Genomic DNA, 20,149 nt, shown 5'->3' on the forward strand with positions numbered 1-20,149 from the left:
AAAAATCAACACGCTAACATCGAACAAATTATGTCAACCTATAAAAAATTCACTTTCCAGGGATCATTAACAGCCGAACAAATCACGTTCTTTCAGGAGAATGGATTTATTCATTTTGAACAATACGCTTCACGCGAAACGGTTGATGACATCATCACTTCCACCGAACGGGTTCAAGAGCAATGGGTACGCGACAACGTGCAAAAAATAAACGGCGTTCCTATTAAATATGGGAAAGACGAACATGGCAATACCATTGTACAACGCTTTGCCTTCACCAACCAACACAGCGACGCCGTAAACCAGTTTGCCTCACATCCCAACCTGGATGCACTCAAAGTATTGATGCCTGCCGGTGCGCGTTTGGGACTGGAAGAAAAAGATGGCGTTGTTTTTAATCATTACGTCAACACCGAAGGCAGCAACTTCTTCCACATGGGCTGGCACACCGACAGTGCCCGCGACATTTTCTATGGCAAGAAGGTAGCGCCCATGCTGAATATCGGCTTCTACCTCGACGACTCTACCGAAGCGCAAGGCGGCCTCCGGATCTTGCCCGGCACACACAAACAAGGGTTGTGGGACCTGTTCTTCCGCAAAAAGTATTACCTCAACAATAACGAGGATCATAAAGAGGTGCTGGTAGAAGCGAAGGCCGGCGACCTCGTCATCCACGACGGCCGCATCTGGCACCGGGTAGCGCCCTCTCCTAACATCGGCGCCGCCAGCCGCCGCCGGGTAATGTATATACCGATGATCGTCGGCAAATACCAACCGAAGCACGCGCAAAGCTCCACGCCCTTGTACTTGCACCTGTTACCCCTGGTCGGCAGTAAAAAGCATAAAAATCTTATACCGGCCTTTACCCGAGCATAAACGATACCACACCACCACACCCAGTTTTAAAACCAGTATACACACAACCAAACGTATTTTATGTATCAACTTTCAGAAAAGCCCCTGGGCATTTTGTACGGACACGAAGATCACTATAATCCTTTATTACAAGAGATTCGGCGACGCGGATTACCTTTTACCCGGATCGATCCGTCCGACCACGTGTATGAGCTGGCACAACCGGAAGTGTCGTATAGCCTGCTCGTAAATGATATGAGCGCTCCGCCCTATCACTTGTCGGATAATTCCGGGATCGCGCAAACGATCGAATACCTGCGACACATTGAGAAGCCTTACGCTTCGTTGAATAGCAGTCGTATTGTGAATGGATCACGTGCCGCGGAGATCTTTTCATCGCGTACACGCCAGCTGGGTGCAATCGCCGCTGCGGGTCTGCCGTTTCCCCGCACCCATGTTGTCAGCAGCATCGGGCAGCTACTGAAGGTTTCCAGCCATTTGTCGTTCCCCATTTTAGTAAAGGGCAACCGGCCGCACACACCGGTACTGCGTTTTAAAAGCGAGGAAGCACTGATTCATGCCTACCTGGAAGACAAACTGCTGGGCACGGGCGAACATACATGGCTGATACAAGAATGTATTCCATTAAAAGGAAATCACATTGTTCGTGTCGAAACGCTGAATGGACGGTTTTTATACGCTGTCAAACTATACATCACAGGCAATGACCAGTCGGGGTGGCCGCTGCAAGCAAAGGTAGAAGTGTTCACGCCGGACCCCGAATTGATTGCTGCCGCTGAAACGTTGGCCCGCACGGCACTGATTGACTTTGGCGCAGTAGAGTACCTCACCGATCGGCGTACGAACGATATACTCTTCTTCAGTATCCGTCCACACACGACCAGTTTCAGCACACCGCCGACGGCGCTGCACACGAAACCATTCGAGCAAATCGCCGATTACCTGGAAGGACGACTGTCGAAAGTAAAAGAAATCGAGTTGGCTCTTTAACCTCCCTGTGGCCGGCGTAGCTCCGCCGGCAAAACCTGTCCCGTCATGGGGCAGGTTTTTTATTTTTATTTTTTTTCGAAAAGACTTGCTTGTTACGGACAGATGTACATACATTTGTCTATAGAATTAGTAGATATAAAGTAAATCAATTCCCACCAGATTGATTTTATAGCGAAGAAGGGAGAGAACAGGCTCTATGAACTTCTGGCAACCAGTCTCCACCAGGACCAGGTGCTCAAGCCTGCCAACATAAAACATTGGACCTATAAAATCAGCGTGTGATGAAAACACTGAACACTTCCTTTTTTACGATTTCCACAGACCCTCTACAAGTCGCGTCCAGGCGGCCTCCTGTCTGTTGTTGTTGCTGCATGTGTTAACCCGGCGTTCTGCGAGGGTTACGTCTTATCCTTTGATAAGCTTCTGACTATATATGGCTTCCGGGTGCACCGGTCTTAATGATTTTTTGGTGGAATTTCCTTAAGACATGGTGCACACCGTAGCCACCAATTCCAATCCCAACACCACTAAACTTTGCAACATGAAATCTTCCATTATCATATCGCTAGCGCTTCTCGTGGCGGCTTCTGTTTCCGCACAAGAGGCGCCTAAAAATAAAGTGATCATCACCGGCGTACGCTTCACATACCCCCTGGTCGAGCATTGGATCAAGGGCTATACAGCCGATCATCCCGGCGCCAATGTTGTGATCGAGACCCGTACCACGACAGACCCCAGCAAATACGACCTGCTGATCGAAGCGTACGAACCTGAAAAAGCCGTGAAGGAAAGCCGCGACTATCTCTACATCGGCCGCTATGCCTTGCTGCCCGTAGCCAACGCCACGTCGGCATTCACCCAGGCATATAAAGACAAAGGCCTTACAAAACCCCTCATCAAGCAATTATACTTTAATGATATCCTGGCCGACAAAGACAAACAGCAGGACATCAAGGCACCCTACACGGTGTATACCCGCCTGCAAAAGGCCGGCGCACCAGTAACCTTCGCACGGTACTTTGGCTTTGAGCAGTCGAACATCACCGGCAAGGCCATCGCCGGTGCCGACGAACACTTGCTCAAAGCCCTGCTCAAAGACAGCACAGGATTATCCTATAGTGTACCGGGATTGCTCTACGACCGGCAGACCCGTCAGCCCGTAACCGGCCTTGCCGTGCTGCCGGTGGACCTCGACGATAACGGAAAGGTTCAGGACAGTGAAAAGATCTTCGGCAATCTGGATGCCGTGCTCACACGCCTGGAAGAAGGCGACACACGCAACGTGCCGGTGGAATACCTGCACCTGTCGCTCAGCAAGGTAAACACCAATGCCGAGGCGCTAAAATTCCTGCTGTGGGTGATCGAGCACGGTCAGGAGGATTTGCATGAATACGGCTACCTCAAGCCAGAACCTAAACGCTTCGACACCGAAAAGGAAAAATTCGAACAACGCGCCGCGGCCAGATAACCCTTTCACCATACGCCCATCCAAAACAAACCATAGGCTCATGCACATGAGCTGACACACTATCCTTTTGCCTACTTATGAAAAAAATTTTACTGACGGTCGCCGTCACAGTGTTTCTTATTGCCCATGCTTTCGCGCAGGACCGCCTGACCGGCGCGGTGCACGATGACGCCGGGGGCACACTGCCCGGTGCCACCATCTTGCAAAAAGGTACATCCAATCACGCCGTGTCGGATGTAGACGGAAAATTCACCCTGGCACTACCCAAAGACTATCCGGTTACATTGGTGGTGAACATGGTCGGCTATAAAGCGCAGGACATCGAGGTATACGAAGCGCCGGAAGAGCCGCTCGACATCACGCTGCAGATCGATGGCATATTGGACGAAGTCGTCGTCGTCGGATACGGCGAACAGAAACGTAAAGATATTACAGGCTCCGTGGCTTCTGTCCCCACGGAGCTGAAAGCACAACCGGTAGCATCCGTGGAGCGCCTGTTGCAAGGCTCGGTGGCCGGTGCCGTGGTCACCCAAACTTCCGGGCAGCCTGGAGGTGGTGTAAGTGTGCAGATCCGTGGGAACAACTCCATCACTGCCGGCAGCGAGCCCTTGTATGTAATCGACGGATTTCCAATCAACAATGACTACGATCTCAACGATGCCGGAGTAACGAACGGATCGAAGATCAACCCGCTCTCCTCCATCAATACAGCCGACATTGAAACGATCGATGTACTGAAAGATGCTTCCGCCACTGCCATCTATGGTTCACGTGGCGCGAACGGTGTGGTCATCATTACGACCAAGCGGGCCAATAAAAACGAGTCGCTGGTGACGTACAGCAACTACTATGGCGTGCAAAAAGTCATTCGGACGCTGCCCTTATTAAACGGCGCACAATGGTGGGAGCTTCGCCGCGAAGCGGCAGCCAACAGCGGCAAGCTCGGCACCTTGAAGACCAACAACGCAAACGCCGTGAAAGATGCCATCACCAATGGCTATGTACTCGACACACTGGGCGAAGGCACCGACTGGCAAGCCGCGGCTTTCCGCGATGCTCCCATACAGAATCACAGCCTGTCGATCCTCACCGGCAACGACAAAACCAGCGTCTCCATTTCGGGTAACTACTTTAAACAAGACGGTGTTTTAATCAATACGGCCTTCCAGCGTGTATCCGCGCGGATAAATATCGATCACGAATATAATGACCGGCTGAAGCTCATTACCTACATCACGGGCAGCGCGGTAAAAGCCGATGTGGCGCCGGAGGCCGTGGTACCCGCTTTGCTGCAAACGCCGCCATCGTTGCCCATCTTCAACAATAAAGGCAACTATATCGTCAAAAGCGTTTTTGAGTCCAGCCTGGCAAACCCTATCAACTCGCTCGAAAACCAGTTGAACCAAACGAAAACCAATCGCGTACTGGCCAACATCGCAGCCGAGTATAAACTCGCGGATGGCCTTACGGCAAAAGTGTTGTTCGGTGCTGACATCGTCGACAATAAGCAAGATCGCTATCAGCCCAGCACTACTTCCGAAGGACAAGCTGCCAACGGCATCGCAACGGTCGGTTCTGTCTTTACCACAAACTGGCTAAACGAAAATACGCTTTCCTATACCCGAACATTTAACAACGAACATAGCCTGAGCGCGATCATCGGCGCCACGGCACAGGCATCCAAGTCAGAGCTCACCGTGACAGAATCGTCCGGATTCGAGTTTGACGACCTTGCCACCAACAGCCTCGGCGACGCCTCACTGTTTCGCCAGCCGAGGTCACTGACAACAGAATGGAAACTGGCCTCCTTCCTTGGACGCGTCAACTACGGTTATCGCGACAAATACCTGGCGACTGTAACCGTGCGCTCGGACGGCTCTTCACGGTTCGGCGCCAACAACAAGTGGGGTATATTTCCATCTGTAGCCCTGGGATGGAATATATCGGAAGAAAGCTTTTTCCATATAGACGCCATCAATACCCTCAAGCTGCGCGCCAGCGCAGGCATTACGGGTAACCAGTCCATCCCCCCCTACTCGTCAATAGCCAAGCTCGGCCCTTTCCGTTATAATTTTTCCAATACTACGGGCATCGGCTATGCACCCATCTCCGCCAATAATCCCGAACTAGGCTGGGAGAAAACAGTACAAATCGACATTGGTACAGATATCGGTTTTCTCAAAAACCGCATCACGCTGGCGGCCGATGTATACCTCAAGCGCACGTCCGATCTACTGCTCAGCGCGCCGGTATCCGGTACGTCGGGTTTAGCGGTGCAATCAGGAGGTCAGGCCTCGACAGTCTACCAAAACATAGGCGAAGTCCAGAACAAAGGTTTTGAGCTCGCGCTAAACATTCAGACAGTAGCACAACGGAGCTTCCAGTGGAATACAACACTCGTCTATGCCACCAATCACAACGAAGTACTGTCCCTCGGCCCGGGCCTCGACCAGTTTATTCCCGTCATCAGCCAACCCTCTATTGTTAAAAAAGGATATGCTATCGGCTCTTTTATTGTCTATGAAACCGACGGTCTGATACAACCGGGCGAAGACGGACCAAATGCACTCACACCCCAACAGCAAAAAAGTGTGGGCGGCCAGAAATATAAAGATCAAGGCATCAAAGATGGTAAGATCACACAAGCAGACGACCGCGTCGTCGTCGACAACCAAATCGATTTTACAGCCGCGCTGACCAATACATTCAACTACCAGACACCGTTTGGTGCGTTTGATCTCACGGTATTGTTCCAGGGACAGGTCGGTGGCAAGATCTATAATCAGAACCAGGGCCAGCTTGAATTGGGCACGGGGTATATCAACGCTTCCACTGTCGTGTTGAACCGTTACACCGAAACAAACACCAACACCGATGTAAAAGCTGCCTTTCAGGACCCCGCCATTACCATTTCCGATCGATTTATTGAAAGTGCCACCTACCTGCGGCTGAAGAACGTCAGCCTGGGCTATACGCTGCCTTCGGCGTGGACCGACCGCATCAAGGCGCGGAACGTACGCATCTACTTCTCGCTGCAGAACTACAAGACCTGGACAAATTACTCGGGCTACGATCCGGAAGTAAGTATGTCAGGCCAGGCCCTGATCAACAAGGGCATTGACTTCGGCGTGTACCCCAACAGCAAAACTGCCCTCGGAGGTATATCATTAACCTTCTAACATCCGGCACGATAACATACTTGTGATATGAAACCATTTATCCTGAAAATATTCACCTTCCTGTCCGCGCTTACACTGTTTGTGGTCCTATCCTCCTGCAGCGACTTTCTGGAGGAAGATCCCAAATCGAATATCATTGAAGATGACTTCTACAAAAAACAAAAAGATGCCGTCAACGCGGTAACGGCCGTCTATCAACTGCTGAACTCAGGGGGCAGCACCGTACAAACCCCTTACAATACTTTGTTCAATACCGGCATGAACTTCGCCGGCGACGACGAAGATCCAGGACCGGGTGCCACCAATGCCGACGTACGGTCGCTTTCGGTACTGGGCCACTCCGCCAGCAACCTGCGCATTTTTGAAATTTGGCAACAGCATTATGCGGCCATACGCAAAGCCAATATTGTACTGGACAGGGTACCGCGCATCGTTGACGCCGACTTTGACGAAGCCCTCAGGGCCCGGCTGCTGGCAGAAACTAAATTTCTGCGTGCATTGTATTACTTCAATCTGGTGCGACTGTATGGCGATGTGCCGCTCGTTACTGCATACCAAAAGGACGGCATAACCGCGGCCGATTTTGCTATCGCCCGTACGCCCTCCACGGAAGTATATGCGCAGATCGAAAAGGATCTGCAGGAAGCCGCCGACGTATTGCCGATCTCGTATACCTCACCAAACGTAGGCCGGGCAACACGTGGAGCAGCACTGGCACTACTCGCAAAAGTATACCTTACCAAAGCGTCATTGCCCCTGAACATCGCCGGACACTATGCCGACGCGGTGCAGACAGCAGAATATGTATTGTCGGCAGCCGACGGCGGCACCGGCACATACCAAGGCGAGGCTACAGCGACGTATAACCTTTTTACAAACTACGCACAGGTATTCTTACCCGCGTTTAAAAATGGCGTCGAGCACATCTTCTCTGCGCAGTTCAAATCAAATTCCCAGGAACAGGGCAACAACCAGAACCCGCGCTCCATCCTCACAAACATACCGGGTTTGGTCGGCTCATACGCAGACATGGTACGATTCTACAAAAAAGGTGACGATAATTTCTTTAGCATCTACAAGCTCTATACGCCTGGCGACAAACGCCGCGACGTAACCTTCGTGCGCAAATATAAGAGCCCTCAAACCGGTGCCATTTATTCGCTCCCGATTGCCAACCCCAACGTCGCGAACGATTCCACGCCGTTCTTTAACAAAACCTGGGACCCAGGTTCGCTTGCACCCACCAACCAGTCTGCTGCCAACGTCGCGATCATACGCTATTCCGATGTCCTGCTGATACACGCCGAGGCCGAGAACGAGCTGAACGGCCCGACCGCGAAAGCCTATAAATCGCTCAACCGTGTACGCGTCCGCGCGGGCCTCGACCCGCTCGTAGAGGGAAGCCTGACCAAAGACGAATTCCGCGAGGCTGTATACCTCGATCGCCGACTGGAATTTGTATTCGAATACCAACGGTGGTTCGACCTGATCCGGCAAAAAGATGCCGCCGGCCAATCGACATTTGTGACAAACCTGCATGCCGTACAGAAAACGAATGCCGCCGACTATCACCGGCTGTTCCCCATACCGCAAGCAGAAGTTGACATCAACTACCTCATACAAGGACACCAAAACCCAGGATTTGAATAATTACTCCCAACCCTTAAACCCCGATTTCCATGTATACTACATTCTTTCAACACGCCAGACTTGCCGCGGTCACACTGCTCCTCTCCGGAGGCGCGATCGGTCAGGCCAGTGCACAGTCAAGCCCCACGCCGGCCTACCAGGGTAAAGCCGGTCGCAATATTACCGAAACACAGCCCTGGTGGCCAGCGCGCGTACAGGCTCCCGCCAACGCACCCAACGTCGTGTGGATCTTACTCGACGACGTAGGCTACGGCGCCATCAGCACGTTTGGAGGCCTGATCAAAACCCCTACGCTCGACAGTCTTGCCAACCATGGTCTGCGTTATACGAACTTCCACACCACGGCCATTTGCTCACCTACACGCGCCGCACTGCTGACAGGACGTAACTCTCATTCCGTGCACATGGGCCTCTTCCCGCAGACCGCCATCGGCACACCGGGTTACGACGGCTATATGCCGTTTGAGAAAGCTACCATCGCCGAGATTCTGCGCGAGAACGGCTACAATACCTACGCCGTTGGCAAGTGGCACCTCACGCCACAGACCGACGCGACGGCGGTAGGCCCATTCAACCGCTGGCCTACCGGACGCGGCTTCGATCACTACTACGGCTTCCTGGGAGGGTCTACCGACCAATGGCATCCCACCACGTGGGACGATACCCGTAAAGTAGAACCGCCGCTCGACGGAAAACACTTCAACACCCGCATCGCCGACAAGGCTATCGGCTATATCGCCGAACAAAAGTCCATCGCGCCCGACAAGCCATTCTTTTTATACTATGCGCCCGGCGCCGGCCACGCACCACACCAGGTGGCGAAACAATGGTCGGATCTGTACAAGGGCAAGTTCGATGCGGGCTGGGATAAGTATCGCGAGGACGTATTGGCCCGCCAGATCAAGCTGGGTGTCGTACCGAAAGGCACCGTACTACCACCCCGCAACCCGGGTATAAAAGATTGGAGCACATTGCCGCCGGCCGAGCAGAAACTATACGCCCGCTTCATGGAAGTATACGCAGGCTTACTGACACAAACCGACTATGAGATCGGTCGTGTAGTGGACTTCATCCGGAAGACTGGTCAACTGGACAATACCATCATCATCGTTTCTGTCGGCGACAACGGTGCCAGCAAAGAAGGTACGTTTGTCGGCGTCATCAATACCAACGACCCTGCACAAACCGAAGCGCAACGCCTGCAGCAAAACCTGGCCGACATCAACCTGATCGGCACAGAGGCCTCACGCCCTAACTACCCGCTGGGATGGGCCATGGCCGGCAACACGCCATTCCGTCAGTGGAAACAAGACGCCAACACAGAAGGCGGCACACGCAACCCGCTCATTGTATTCTATCCGAAGGGAATTAAAGAGAAGGGCGGCATTCGCAATCAGTATGGCCACGTAATCGACATTCTGCCGACCACCGTGGAGCTGATCGGCGCGCAAGTGCCCGGCATCATCAACGGCTACCGCCAGGAGCCTGTAGAAGGTACAAGCCTGGCCTATAGCATCAACAATGCCAACGCACCGTCACGGCACACGACGCAACATTATGAGATCATGGGCTCACGCTCACTCTACAAAGATGGATGGAAGGCCGGTACCTTGCATAAAAAGGGAGACGACTTCAACAACGACGTTTGGGAACTGTACAACCTGAACGAAGACTTCAACGAGCTTTCCAACCTTGCCAGCAAAAATCCGGAGAAGCTACAGGAATTGAAGGAGCTGTTCGAAAGCGAAGCGGCTAAATTCAACATCTATCCACTCAAAGACGGTACGGAGAAGCAACTCGACTACACGCATTTGTATCGTGGCAACGACCGCCAGCAGATCACCCTCTACCCCGAAGCACCACAGGTGTTTGGTGTGGCCAGTGCGTTGAACGCCAACAAACCTTATAGCATTACGGCTAACGCCGAGATCGGCAAAGGCACCGAAGGCGTGCTATTCGCGCAGGGTGGTCGCTTTGGCGGCGTGAGCCTGTTCATCAAAGACGGCAAGCTGCAGGCTGCCAACAACAGCGGCGACAACATTGTGCATCTGGTCTCGAGCAAGCCCGTACCGGCCGGCAAGGCGTCGCTTAAATATGTCTTTGATTTTCACCCGGGTAAAACGCCCACCGAGGCCACCGGCACGCAGACACTGTACATCAACGATGTAAAAGTAGCAGAAGCCAGCATTACGAAGTTACCTGCGTCCATTCGCAGCCAGGACGAGATCAATGTAGGCGAAGACCTCATCACGCAGGTATCCGACCGCTACAAAGGTCCCTTTGCCTTTACCGGCAAGATCGGCAGCATCGTACTGGAGACTTATACCGACCAATCCTTGTCCCGCGGCAGCCACTAACCTTAACACAACAGTCATGACACTGAATGACATCATTCTGTTGGGAAAAAAGATCTTGATTGGAATCATCGTAACCATGATTCCTTTCCTGATCCTTTTCGGCGGCCTTTGGTTTACGCAAAAATTACTCCAGCAACCGTCTGACCCAGAACCGAAGACAGTATCACATTCTTCACCCTAATCCCAACGCGTTATGAAAATGGAACCCTATATCGCCAACCGGATTTTCCGGAACGTGCTATTAAGCTTATTCATTTATGTATTGCCCATCGTACTCATGTTCCTGACCTTTTACATCACGGGTCAGCGGCCCTGGGAAAATCGGACTCACCACCCGGCAGCTACTGTTAAATAAATCATACTATAATCCTGCATTATGATCAAATTCATAGAAGCTATCTTTCAAAACCTCAGCACCTGGGGCCTACCCGTGCTGGTGCTGCTACTCGGTGTGGTCGAATTTTCGCTCGGCCTCTATAAACGGAAATGGAACAAGAACGAACGTATCCTCGACATTGTGTGCTTTACGGTACCCAAGCTTGTAGTGCGCCCACTGGTGGCCTACTTCGGCCTGAAATTCCTACCCGTACTTCTTCCCGGTTTCAAGGCGGCCTTTGAGTGGGTACCGTTCTGGTGGGGATTTTTTATTCTTTGTATAGCCGACGATCTGACGCAATACTGGTATCACCGGCTGCACCACGAAGTGCCATTCCTGTGGCGCTTTCACCGCACGCATCACTCGGCACCGTATATGGGTATGGCCATGGCCAGCCGTCAGAATATCATCTACACCATCTTCTTTTCGCAAACATACCTCACAACCGCATTGGTCTATATTGGATTAGGATATCCGGCATTGTTTGTCAAAGGCATCAAGTCCATCATTACCACGTTGGCCCACTCGAGCATTCCCTGGGACAAACCTTTCTACGAAAAGAAGTGGCTGCACCCCATCGCCTGGGTGTTGGAGCGGCTTATCTCTACACCCGCCACGCACCATGCGCACCACGCCGACAGCAACGACGACGGTATTGGTCACTACAAAGGCAACTTTGGCAATATGTTCTTTTTGTGGGATGTCATTTTCGGTACAGGACTCATTACCCGTAAGTATCCCAACTCCTATGGCATCCAGCATTACCAGGAAGAAGAATGGTATGCGCAGTTCATGTGGCCAATTTTCAAATCGAAGAAAGAAGGCAGCGAGCTTTCTCACAATGGCCCCATGGTACAGCAAGATCCCGTGGAACCTGTAGCCGCTGCGACCACGACAAGGCCTGAGCCCATCTCCGTAAAAACATCTCTGGAGTTAACCTAAACTGTAGCACACCCACACGCGAGCAAGGCAGGTATTTCCGGGCGAGGAAATACCTGCTCTCTTTTATCACACACGACCGTAACCCCCAACCCTCAACATGAAAACATTCTCCTATACACATGCAGCGAAGCCGTTCGCATTGGCAGCGCTCCTACTGGCATCGCTGCCCGCCACAGGCCAACAAACACCCGCGGAATGGAAAGGCAAAATCAGCAAGTCCACGCGAGACTCACAGCCCTATAAAATCGACTATATCAAAAAAGCTCCTACGGGATCGCCGAACATTGTCTGGATCATTCTGGATGACGTCGGTTATGGCGCGACCAGCGCCTTCGGTGGACTCATCCGTACACCCAACCTCGACTCACTCGCCAGCCAGGGCTTACGGTATACAAACTTCCACACCGCGGGCATTTGCTCGCCTACACGCGCCGCATTGTTGACGGGCCGCAATCACCACTCCGTAGGCATGGGGCTGTTCCCGCACTTCTATCTTTCTGCCGACTACCCCGGCTACAACGGCCACATACTTCCTACCAAGGGCACGGTTGCCGAAGTGCTTCGCGAGAACGGCTATAACACCTACCAGCTTGGAAAATGGCATCTCACACCCGATGACGAAGCCACCGACCTGGGCCCCTTCGACCGTTGGCCTTCCGGTAAAGGCTTCGACCACAACTTTGGCTTTCTGGGCGGCGCCACCGACCAGTATAAACCCGACCTGGTAGAAGACAACCAACACATCGCCCCCGACGGTCGCCACCTCAATGCCCTGTTGGCAGACAAAGCTATCAGCTACCTCACACGGCAGCAAAAGCTCGCGCCCACCAAACCCTTCTTCCTCTACTTTGCCACCGGTGCCGGCCACGCGCCGCACCAGGTAGATAAAGAATGGTCTGACAAATACAAAGGACAGTTCGACGAAGGCTGGGATGTATACCGCGAAAAAGTAATCGCCAATCAAAAGAAGCTGGGCGTTATCCCCGCCAACGCGAAACTGCCGCCACGCGACTCCTACCTGAAAGCATGGAAAGACCTGCCGGCTGATGAAAAGAGGCTATACGCCCGATTTATGGAAGTCTATGCCGGCTTCCTGGAATATACCGATTATGAGATCGGCCGCCTGCTGCGACACCTGCGGCAATCAGGACAACTGCAGAATACCGCAGTCTTTGTCATGATTGGCGACAACGGTGGCAGCAAAGAAGGGCTGGAATATGGCGTCACGACGAAGTCGATCCGGTTCGGTGCCGACGCCACCACGCGGGAAGAATATCGCAAATTTGTACTCAGCGAATACGACAAGATCGGTGGCAAGGACGTGGCAACAGTGGCGAACTATCCACTGGGCTGGGCGCAGGCCACCAATACTCCCTTCCGTCTTTGGAAGAGCGATGCCAATGCCGAAGGCGGCACACACAATCCGCTGATTGTATACTATCCGAAGGGTATTCAGGAAAAAGGTGGCATTCGCAATCAATATGCACACTTAATTGATTTGTTCCCGACGGCATTGGAGCTGACGGCACTTTCGCAACCGGAAGTACTGAAGGGCTATAAGCAAGACCCGATCCATGGTACCAGCCTGGCGTATTCGTTCAACGATGCCAAAGCTCCCGCCCGTCACACGCAGCAATACTATTGCATCTTCGGCAACCGCGCCATCTATAAAGATGGATGGAAAGCAGCCGCGGCCCACCGTCCAAATTCACTCGACCTGTTTACGTATGCCGGCGAGCCCAAGACCACAATCGAAAATAATCCGGACGCGGAAGTATGGGAACTGTTCAACATTACCGAGGACTTCAACGAACAAAACAACCTGGCCAAAAAACATCCGGAAAAATTACAGGAGCTTAAAGCCTTGTTTGATGCAGAAGCGACCCGGTATAACATCTACCCGCTCATCGACATCGAGCACGCCGCCACACGTTACCGCCAGGCAAATCCGCCGAAAACGACTACCTCTACAAACAAATAACGGGCATGAAACTACGCATCTTACTCTTCGAGCTCATCGTCATCGGTCTCTCCCTGACGGCGTTCACGTTAATCCCCGCGCAACAGAAAAGCGGAACACACGAAGTAGACCCCGCGGTAAAAGCGGAAGTATACCGGGTACTCGACACCTATCTGGCCACCTTCAACGCACGCGACCTGAAGGGATGGGAAGCTACCTATCACTTTCCGCACTACCGGCTGGCAAGCGGTACCATGAACGTGCTCGACAAGGCCGGTCTTCGCGATCCTACCAAAGTATTTGCAGCGCTGGAGAAAGAGGGCTGGCACCACAGCGTATGGGAACACCGTAACATTATACAGGCGTCGGATACAAAAGTACATATCGACACACAATTCACCCGCCTCCGCAAGGACGGATCGAAATTGGGTGTGTACGAATCACTCTATGTATTAACCAAAGAAGATGGCCGCTGGGGAGTAAAGCTACGCTCCAGCTATGCCGAATAAATATTGCACGCATGAAAAAGAACGTTAATGCTCAACATCGAGCAACCCGAAACCACTGGCTCCAACTTTTTACCTACCTGTTTGCCGCGGGCCTGCTGCTCCTGACCAGCCACGCCGGTGCACAGGACAAGAGCAAAAAGAAGTATAATGTATTGTTCATCGCCGTTGACGATCTCAACAACGACCTGGGCTGCTATGGTAACACCTACGTCAAATCGCCGAATATCGACCGACTGGCCAAACGCGGTGTGCGGTTTGATCGCGCCTATACCCAGTTTCCGTTGTGTAGTCCCAGCCGCTCATCGCTGTTGACCGGCAGACGGCCGGATGTTACCGGCATCTACGAATTACAAACACACTTTCGGAAGAATATACCCGACGTGGTCACACTGCCGCAATTGTTTAAGGACAACAAGTACACCAGCATCCGCATCGGCAAGATCTTTCACTATGGTGTACCCGGACAAATCGGTACAAACGGGTTAGACGATTCGATCTCCTGGAGCAACCGTATCAACCCAAAGGGTCGGGACAAAGTGGCCGAAGAGACGATCACGAACGTAACCGCTGATCGCCATTTGGGTAGTGCGCTATCGTGGCGCATCGATCCGGGCACAGACGAAGAGCAGACCGACGGACTGATTGCGCAGGAAGCGGTCAAGGTACTGGAGACAAAAAAGAACGAGCCCTTCTTTCTGGCGGTCGGATTCTTCCGTCCGCATACACCGTATGTAGCGCCAAAGAAATACTTTGACTTGTACCATCCGGCCGACGTGCCACTGGCGAAAGAAGAACCGAACGACCTCGATGATATACCCGAAGCCGCGCTATTCACGAAACCGCCGCATTGGGGCGTTGACGAAGCAAACCGCCGGAATGCGCAATGTGCCTACTACGCGGCCGTATCGTTTATGGATGCCCAGGTCGGCAAGCTGCTGGACGCACTGGATCGCCTCAAGCTGTCGGACAACACGATCGTGGTACTGTGGAGCGACCACGGCTATAACCTGGGTCAGCACGGCCAATGGATGAAACAAAGCCTCTTCGAAAACTCCGCCCGCGTACCGCTGATCATCTCCGTGCCCGGCGGCGTAAAAGGACAAGCATCGCCGCGCACCGTAGAATTGGTGGACCTCTACCCCACATTGGCCGAGTTGACAGGTCTTACACCGCCCACAGGACTGCAAGGCCAATCCCTCACACCACTACTGAAGAAGCCCGACGCTACCTGGACAAAACCCGCCTATACCCAGGTGCGACGCAACGACATCATGGGCCGCAGCGTGCGTACCGAACGCTGGCGCTACACGGAGTGGGACGAAGGCCGTGCCGGCGCGGAACTGTACGATCACGAGGACGATCCCAATGAATTTACAAACCTGGCCAACGACGAACGTTACACCGACACCCGCCAGGAGCTGACACGTCTACTGGATAAAAATGCCCCATCAGGCACACATTAATGACGGCACGCTATCATTTCCTACTAAAGATACTTTTGGTCATGTTGTTGTTTGTAACCGGTCTCGCGCTCTTGCTGTCCTCCGCATACCCGCGGTAGACGGCAAGACCGGACCGCGTGACCGCCCGGCCCGGACACTGGCAAATAAGTATTTTCTTATGCATCTTTAGCAAACAGATTTCGCATGATTACTATGGATCGCATAAAACTCTGCTATATCTTTCTATTCCTTGCACTAACCGTTCGTGCACGCGCCCAACAACAAGCCCTCGTCTTCCAATCCGACTTCGGTTTAAAAGACGCCGCTGTAGCCGAAATGAAAGGCGTCGCCTTCAGCGTCTCTCCCAACCTCAAGATGTTTGACATTACGCACGAGATACCCGCCTATAATATCTGGGAAGGCGCGTACCGCCTATACCAGGCCGCGCCCTATTGGCCCGCCGGCACCGTCTTTGTATCGATCGTCGACCCGGGCGTGGGCTCCGAGCGCAAATCCGTCGTCCTAAAAACAAAATCCGGACACTACTTTGTTACACCCGACAATGGTACCCTTACGCTGGTGGCCGAGCAGTTGGGCATTCAGGAAGTCCGTCAAATCGACGAGACCCGCAACCGCCTGAAAGACTCCGGCAAGTCCTATACATTCCACGGCAGGGATGTCTATGCCTATACCGGCGCCCGACTCGCGGCAGGCGTCATCACCTTCGAACAAACGGGATCGGCATTGCCTGCGCAGGTCACACGCCTCGATTACCAAAAACCGGTGTTCGCCGATCGTGAGGTGCGCGGCAACATCCCCGTACTCGACATTCAATACGGCAACGTCTGGACCAACGTCGACCAGGCCACCTTTCAAAAATTAGGCGCGGCATCCGGCGACAAGCTCGTCGTTACCATCCGTCACGGACAGCAGACCGTCATCACGGAAACGGTCGTCCTGGGCAACACCTTTTCCGACGTGCCCGTGAGCAAGCCGATCGCATATTTCAACAGTCTTTTAAACTTCTCCCTGGGAATCAATCAGGGCAACTTTTCGGACCATTACAAAGTTTACAGTGGCGCCGATTGGAGTATTGCCATTAAAAAAGCGCAGTAGCGGCAGGCACGGCATTTTTATATCACCCTGCGTCACAGAAAAACGACCGCACAAAGATTTACGGCGTGCACAGTCGGCGGGCTAACGTAGATTTAACCCGGCCGCACCACGAACGACGATTTTGCGCACGAATTTGCAGTACTATGAACATTTCTGAACTAAGCTTGAAGCGCCCCGTTTTGGCCATTGTCATGAACATTGCGATCGTGGTCTTTGGCGCGATTGGCTTTAGTTTCCTGGGTGTACGCGACTATCCCGCGATCGATCCGCCCAACATCAGCGTGCGCACCTCGTACTCGGGCGCCAATGCCGATATCATCGAGTCGCAGATCACCGAGCCGCTCGAGAAATCGATCAACGGCATTGCCGGCATTAAAAACATTTCGTCAAGCTCCAGTCAGGGTACCAGCAGCATCAACATCGAGTTTAACCTCGACGTCGACCTGGAAGCCGCCGCCAACGACGTCCGCGACAAAGTATCGCAAGCCACACGGCAACTACCGCAGGACCTCGACGCTCCCCCGGAAGTATCGAAAGCCGACGCCAGCTCGGACTATATCATTTCGCTGGCTGTGCAAAGTGGCACCCGCAATCAGCTCGAGCTGACGGAATATGCCACCAACGTGCTTGTTGAACGTCTCCAAACCATACCCGGTGTCAGTAGCACACGCATCCTGGGCGAAAAGAAATATGCCATGCGCATCTGGCTCGATCCAAACAAGCTCAGCGCCTATGGACTCACTCCGCTGGACGTGCAGCAAGCCCTGAACCGCGAGAACGTCGAGCTGCCTTCGGGCAAGATCTATGGCAGCAGCACCGAGCTGACCGTACGCACCTTTGGTCGTTTATTCACGGAAGAAGACTTTAACAATGTACGCATCCGCTCCGAAGCCAACCGTTCCATCCGACTCAAAGATGTTGGTGAGGCTGTGCTCGGCCCGGAGAATGAAGAGACCATTCTTAAAGGCAAGCTCATTCCCATGGTGAACGTAGCGTTGATCCCGCTTCCGGGCGCCAACTATGTTGAGATCGCCGATGAGTTCTATAAACGCATGGAGAAAATCCAGAAGGAAGTCCCCGACGACATTAAGCTGAACGTCTCCACCGACCAGACCGTTTTTATCACACGCTCTATCCTGGAAGTACAAGAGACGCTTATTCTCTCCTTCATTCTGGTGGTGCTCATTGTATACCTCTTCTTCCGCGACTTCATCATTGCCATTCGCCCGCTGATCGACATTCCCGTGTCGCTTATTGCCACGTTCTTTATCATGTACGTCTGCGGGTTCTCGATCAACGTCCTCACCATGCTCGGCATCGTACTGGCTACCGGGCTGGTCGTGGACGACGGCATTGTTGTGACAGAGAACATCTATAAGAAATTGGAAGGCGGCATGAATAAATACAAAGCCGCGCTGGAAGGATCACGTGAGATCTACTTCGCTGTTATTTCGACCTCCATTACCCTGGCCGTCGTGTTCTTGCCCATTGTATTCTTACAGGGCTTTGTCGGCCGGTTATTCCGGGAGTTTGGCTTTGTCGTGGCAGGAGCGGTATTGGTCTCTTGCTTTGTATCGCTGACGCTTACACCGGTACTCAGCGTAAAACTGACGCGCGACCACCGGAAGAAGTCCAAATTCTATCATGTCACCGAGAAGTTCTTCGTCTGGATGGAGGATGGCTATCGCGATACCCTGGCGAGGTTTATGCGCGCGCGTTGGGTCTCGTTCCTGATCATCGCGTTGTGCGTGGGAGCGTCTATCCTGATCGGTCAGGGACTTTCCTCGGAGCTTGCACCGATGGAAGACCGGAGCCAGTTCCGGTTGCAAATCTCTGCTCCCGAAGGAGCGTCGTTCGACTTTATGGAAACGTATATCGATGAAGTTGCAACATTTCTCATGGACTCCGTTCCCGAAGCACGGGTCATGTATTCTTTGGCCGGAGGCTCGCCTTCCGGTGGTGGTGGCGTCAACAGCGGCTTTGTACGGGTGTTCCTCGACGATCCCGGCGAGCGCACACGCTCCCAACAAGAGATCGTCGATATGGTCAATCGCAACGTGCGCCGCTTTCCGGAAGGCAAGATCGCCGTGCTGCAAGAACAAACCATTTCCACCAACCGGCGTGCCGGACAACCTGTACAGTTCGTGATTCAGAACAACGACTTTGAAAAGCTCAAGGCAGCGCTGCCCCGTTTTCTCGACGCCGCCAACGACCACCCTGTGCTGCAAGGCGCCGACACCGATCTGAAATTTAACAAACCCGAGCTGCGCATTGTCATCAACCGGCTCAAAGCAACCGAAATGGGTATCAGCGTCGAAGACATTTCCGAAACACTACGGCTGGCCTACAGCAATCTGCGCTTCGGATACTTCACACGCGAAGGCAAACAATACCAGGTCATCGGCCAGGTAGACCGCATCAACCGCGACGATCCCAACGACCTCAAAGCCCTATACGTGCGCACCCTGGCCGGTCAGCTGGTATCCCTCGACAACGTCGTGACGATGGAAGAATCCAGCACCCCACCGTCACTCTACCACTTCAACCGGTATAAATCCGCCACGATCTCTGCAGGCCTTGCCCCTGGCAAAACCATCGGCGACGGTGTAGACGCCATGGAAGAAATCGCCGCCGGGACATTGGACGACAGCTTCACGACGTCCCTCAGTGGCAACTCACGTGACTATGCCGAAAGCTCCAGCAATACAGCTTTTGCCTTTGTGCTGGCCCTGGGCCTGATATACCTCGTATTGGCCGCGCAGTTCGAAAGCTTCATTGATCCGTTTGTTATCATGCTCACGGTGCCGCTGGCGGTAACCGGTGCGTTCCTCGCGCTGTTCCTCTTCGGGCAAACCCTCAACATATTCTCCCAAATCGGCATCATCATGCTGATCGGCCTGGTGACCAAAAACGGCATCCTCATCGTGGAGTTTGCCAACCAGAAACGCGAAGAGGGCATGGAAAAGATCGAAGCCGTGGTCGAAGCCTCCAAGCTTCGCTTACGTCCCATCCTCATGACCAGTCTCGCGATGGCCTTGGGATCATTGCCGCTGGCGTTGTCGCTGGGTGCTGCGTCCAGCAGTCGCGTGCCCCTCGGGCTTGTGATCGTCAGTGGTGTGATCTTTTCACTGGTTCTTACCCTGTTCGTGATCCCCGCGGTATATACTTTCTTTTCGCGTAGGCGCAAGCACAATCCTGCATTGGACGAGCTGGAAGACGTTCCGGCCGAACCCGCCGCCGTTCATTCCTAATTGAAATCACAATTTCAAAGGCATGTTTTGCTT

Annotated in this window: 13 protein-coding genes and 1 riboswitch; all 13 genes read left to right on the plus strand. The window is 53.1% G+C overall.

What is annotated here, in order from left to right; genetic code table 11:
- Window positions 1-30 precede the first annotated feature (30 nt).
- The 13 genes from K7P01_RS07040 (at window position 31) to K7P01_RS07100 (ending at window position 20,116) form a co-directional block, all read left to right on the plus strand.
- On the plus strand, window positions 31-876 hold the full coding sequence (locus K7P01_RS07040) for a phytanoyl-CoA dioxygenase family protein (protein WP_267291261.1): 846 nt from the start codon (window positions 31-33) through the stop codon (window positions 874-876).
- Between the two features lie 60 nt (window positions 877-936).
- Window positions 937-1,866: an ATP-grasp domain-containing protein gene (locus K7P01_RS07045; protein WP_267291263.1), complete on the plus strand. Its 930-nt coding sequence runs from the start codon at window positions 937-939 to the stop codon at window positions 1,864-1,866.
- Window positions 1,867-2,029: 163 nt separating this feature from the next.
- Window positions 2,030-2,138: riboswitch (SAM riboswitch) on the plus strand.
- 269 nt (window positions 2,139-2,407) lie between these two features.
- Entirely contained in the window at window positions 2,408-3,334 is a 927-nt protein-coding gene (locus tag K7P01_RS07050) for a hypothetical protein (protein WP_267291264.1), read from the plus strand.
- 77 nt (window positions 3,335-3,411) lie between these two features.
- Window positions 3,412-6,513: a SusC/RagA family TonB-linked outer membrane protein gene (locus K7P01_RS07055; RefSeq protein WP_267291266.1), complete on the plus strand. Its 3,102-nt coding sequence runs from the start codon at window positions 3,412-3,414 to the stop codon at window positions 6,511-6,513.
- 27 nt (window positions 6,514-6,540) lie between these two features.
- Window positions 6,541-8,163 carry a RagB/SusD family nutrient uptake outer membrane protein gene (locus K7P01_RS07060; protein WP_267291267.1) on the plus strand — a complete coding sequence of 541 codons (1,623 nt, stop codon included), beginning with the start codon at window positions 6,541-6,543 and terminating at the stop codon, window positions 8,161-8,163.
- Window positions 8,164-8,192: 29 nt separating this feature from the next.
- Window positions 8,193-10,520 (plus strand): arylsulfatase, encoded by a 2,328-nt coding sequence (locus K7P01_RS07065; RefSeq protein ID WP_267291269.1) that lies wholly within the window; start codon window positions 8,193-8,195, stop codon window positions 10,518-10,520.
- A 193-nt stretch (window positions 10,521-10,713) separates the two neighbouring features.
- Entirely contained in the window at window positions 10,714-10,875 is a 162-nt protein-coding gene (locus tag K7P01_RS07070) for a hypothetical protein (protein WP_267291271.1), read from the plus strand.
- Window positions 10,876-10,896: 21 nt separating this feature from the next.
- On the plus strand, window positions 10,897-11,838 hold the full coding sequence (locus K7P01_RS07075; RefSeq protein ID WP_267291273.1) for a sterol desaturase family protein: 942 nt from the start codon (window positions 10,897-10,899) through the stop codon (window positions 11,836-11,838).
- A gap of 97 nt (window positions 11,839-11,935) precedes the next feature.
- Window positions 11,936-13,819 carry an arylsulfatase gene (locus K7P01_RS07080; protein ID WP_267291274.1) on the plus strand — a complete coding sequence of 628 codons (1,884 nt, stop codon included), beginning with the start codon at window positions 11,936-11,938 and terminating at the stop codon, window positions 13,817-13,819.
- A gap of 5 nt (window positions 13,820-13,824) precedes the next feature.
- Entirely contained in the window at window positions 13,825-14,307 is a 483-nt protein-coding gene (locus tag K7P01_RS07085; protein ID WP_267291276.1) for a hypothetical protein, read from the plus strand.
- A gap of 11 nt (window positions 14,308-14,318) precedes the next feature.
- Entirely contained in the window at window positions 14,319-15,770 is a 1,452-nt protein-coding gene (locus K7P01_RS07090; RefSeq protein ID WP_267291278.1) for a sulfatase, read from the plus strand.
- Between the two features lie 192 nt (window positions 15,771-15,962).
- Window positions 15,963-16,865: an SAM hydrolase/SAM-dependent halogenase family protein gene (locus K7P01_RS07095; RefSeq protein ID WP_267291279.1), complete on the plus strand. Its 903-nt coding sequence runs from the start codon at window positions 15,963-15,965 to the stop codon at window positions 16,863-16,865.
- A 143-nt stretch (window positions 16,866-17,008) separates the two neighbouring features.
- Window positions 17,009-20,116, plus strand: a complete 3,108-nt coding sequence (locus K7P01_RS07100; RefSeq protein WP_267291281.1) for an efflux RND transporter permease subunit — start codon at window positions 17,009-17,011, stop codon at window positions 20,114-20,116.
- Window positions 20,117-20,149 lie beyond the last annotated feature (33 nt).

The sequence above is a fragment of the Parachryseolinea silvisoli genome (assembly GCF_021190955.1).
Classification (GTDB): Bacteria; Bacteroidota; Bacteroidia; order Cytophagales; family Cyclobacteriaceae; genus Ohtaekwangia; species Ohtaekwangia silvisoli.